Source organism: Pseudomonas sp. PS01301, from assembly GCF_029960215.1.
GTDB classification, from domain to species: domain Bacteria; phylum Pseudomonadota; class Gammaproteobacteria; order Pseudomonadales; family Pseudomonadaceae; genus Aquipseudomonas; species Aquipseudomonas coleopterorum.
Genome location: NZ_JASCPM010000097.1, coordinates 1 through 3,288 on the forward strand (window position 1 = coordinate 1; position 3,288 = coordinate 3,288).

Below are 3,288 nucleotides of genomic sequence, written 5' to 3' on the forward strand. Positions count from 1 at the left end.
CCATGTGCTACGCCAACCAGATCGCGCGCTCCTTCCGTGAAGAGCAGGTCTCGTCCGGCCGCAGCCTGCCGCTGATCGCTCCGCAAACCGGCGTGCGCGCCTTGGTCAACGTCGGCCCCAGCTACCCGAATCTGTTCAAGGAAAACTGGGACCAGTTCTGCAAGGTCGGCGCCATCGAAGCCATGGACGGACCAGTGGCCTACCTGGGTTCGCTGCGCCGCTTCGCCGCCGAAAAGATCGAAGGCGCCTCCACCTCGCCACTGCGCATCCCGCTGACAGTGCGCCGCCCCGACCTGGACCAGATGCTGATCGACGAGCAAAGCACCTACCAGAGCCGGCCCATGCTGGACCTGGTCAATGACGTGCTGACCCAGGGCATCAACAAGTACCAGGAGGAAAAAGACGATGTGCGGCCGGTGCATCAACTGCTGGCCGAGAAGAAACACCCGTTCGTGTTTCCGTATCACTTCGCGCATCAGCAGGTGAGTCTGGCGTTGGGTGGGGAGAAGCCTGCGCTGGGTGAGATCAATTACACCTTGGCAGCCACGCCTAGCGCCATGACTAAAAATGCCTTGCCGCTGATGTCAGGTTTGAGCCCGGTGCAGCAACGTCTGCTTGTTCAGCCAAGCCTGTTTCCGGCCCTGGGCCGGACACTGAGTGATAACTCGTGGTATTCCCCTATCCAGTCCAACACCTATCTGTGGACTACGGGCACTACACATTTCGAGGTGCCGGTTCAGCCTGCAGTCTCGAATGTCACTCATCACGAACAATACAGTCTGATCATGATGACCTTGCAGCACAACGGCGTTACGCAGACCGTTAGCCTGAGGGTTCATGGCTTGCGCGAGGGGAGCGGCGGGTCATGGCCGCTACCCACCGCCCATGACGACCTGAATCAGGGCATCTGTTTGCGTATCACGTATGATCCAGCCGATAACGGCGGCCAACCCCTCGAAAGTGAGTTTCATGCGCCTTTGCTGATTGACGTGATGGCCAAAACCGACGGTGTGATCCGTATCGGTCGCCGTCTGAGCGTGAGTATCTATACCGGCAGTATTGCTGGCCAAGGCCGTAACCTGACTGACGAAGAAACCCTTTTCTTCCGCGAGCACTACGGCATCGAGCAACTTGTATTCGACAACTGCTCGTTGAGCCAAGTGAATACATTTTGCCAGACAACAGGTGTAGATGCCGATCAGTTGCAGTCACTGATTGCGCAGAAGCGGGCTTTCCCGCAGCTTTCGCCGAACTGTCCGATAGGTAACAAGACCGGTTCAAGCAGGCCGGAGCGGCGCATGCCCAACCCAATGAGCTACGGCGCAGTCTACGTCAACGGCACGGGCGGCCAAGACAACTACAAATCAGGAGCCAACACAGAGCAATACAACAACGCCTTGAATTTCTGGCAAGGAGCCGACACCTCTCCCTTGTTGCTGGGCAATACCTCTCTTGACCGTTTCGACCGGATGCAGCGCATGATCCGTCTGCAACGCTGGACGAATATCCCGTTTGCCGAACTGGATACGCTGATTGTGTCGGCCATGCGCGCCGAGGGCGATGCCAACCCGGCGTTGCAGCCCAATCAGAACACCCTGCGCACCTTGGGCGCCTATCGCTACTTCAACCGCCACTACGGCATCGGCGCGGAAGAGTTCGCAGCGTTTATACACGACATAACCCCCTTCGCCAGCGGCGACACGCTGCCGTTGTTCGATCGCGTCTTCAACAGCCCAGTGCTGTTCGGCGCGCCGTTGCAACTGGATCAAACTGCCTTCACGCAGGACCCGTCCGACATGGCCTCGCAGAAAACCATCGGCCAATTGTGCGCCGGCCTGGGTCTGCTGCCCGACGTGACTTCTTTCGGCGTGCTGGCAGCCAATACCATTGCTCACGTCGGTCCACTCAACCGCTCGCTGCCAATAGTGTCGGCGCTGTATCGCCAAGCGCGCATTGCTGCCCTGTTCAGCATCAACGTCGCCGACCTGGATGGCTTGCTGCGTCTGATGGGCGGCGTCGAATTCGTGCGCAAATGCACGGCCGGCGTTTTGCTGCCACGGGAAGCCGGCGCAGAAGTCGAAGCGGACGTGCTGGACATCCTGATGCAACTGGATGAGTGCGTGCGGTGGCTCAAGACCCACAAGCTGACCGTATCGTCCTTGCGCGCACTGCTCGACAATGTCGAAAGCCGCACACCCGCCCCTGCCCTGTACGAACGTCTTGAACAACTGGCCAACGAGGCTCGTGATCAACGCGTCACCCCAGAGCAGGTCAATGAGCTGGGTCTGCCTACCTTGCAAGACGGCACGGCCGTCGATTGGTACGTACAGCTGCGTGCGTGGACACTTGTCAGCAGCAGTGGCTTCGTGATCGATCGAGAACTCACGGCCCAAGACACTGACCTGGCACAGCTGCAAGCCCGCCTTCAGCAGATGCTTGACTCGCTTGCCTTGACATCCGAGGCCGTCGAATCGGCCATGGGCTGCCTGGACCAGTGGTTGCTTGAGCGCCTGCGTCGCCAGGAACGCCTGATCGAAGCGCTACTGCAAGAACACACCGGTCTGATGCCTGAGCTAGCCGTGCTGGCAGGGCACTTGGCCAACTTTGCGCCAGGGGCGGTGCTGTATCACGTCACCCAGGGCTGGCCGATCGAGGGCGAGCCTGAGCGCTCATCCCAAGAGTACACGCTCCAGAGGCTGCAGCACGTTGTGGCCGTCAGCAAGGTTGTGACCTGGACAAATCTGGGCCCGCGCGCACTGCGTACCTTCATCGCCTGCCCGGAATGGCTTGGTGCCACGAACCTGCGACCGCTGGAGCTGGACAATCTGCGCCTGCTCAAGGCTTACGAGACCCTTTTCAACACTCTGGGCCAACCCGAAGAGCGCCTGCTGGGCTACCTAGAGCAGGCCAACGCGCTGGTTTCCAAGCGCCCGGGCAAGCGCCAACTGGCGGTGCAGGCGCAAACCTGCAATGCCGCAGTGTCGGCCCTGCTGGGCTGGCGCGAAACCGAAGTGGCGCTGTTGACCGAGCTGCTGCCGCAGAAGACCGCCAAGACCGTCGCTCACATCGACTGGCTGCGCCGGGCGCAGGCCGTGTCGCTCGAGACGGGCCTGAACGCGGCGACCCTGCTGCAAGCCTGCTCGCTGACGGCCGACAGCCCCGAGGCTGACTGGCAGGCGGTAGGCCAGGCGGCGATGGCGGCTGTTCGCTAACGCCTCCGGGGTGACCGCAGCGCCGCCTTCGCGGGCAGAGCCCCGCTCCCACAAGGATTCAAAGTGTTCACAAAAT

General features: G+C 60.9%; 1 protein-coding gene. It reads left to right on the plus strand.

Annotated features, from left to right (window positions below; all coding sequences use genetic code 11):
- The coding region (locus QMX89_RS22505; RefSeq protein WP_282349943.1) for a Tc toxin subunit A at positions 1-3,212 on the plus strand (3,212 nt) is incomplete at its 5' end.
- Positions 3,213-3,288 lie beyond the last annotated feature (76 nt).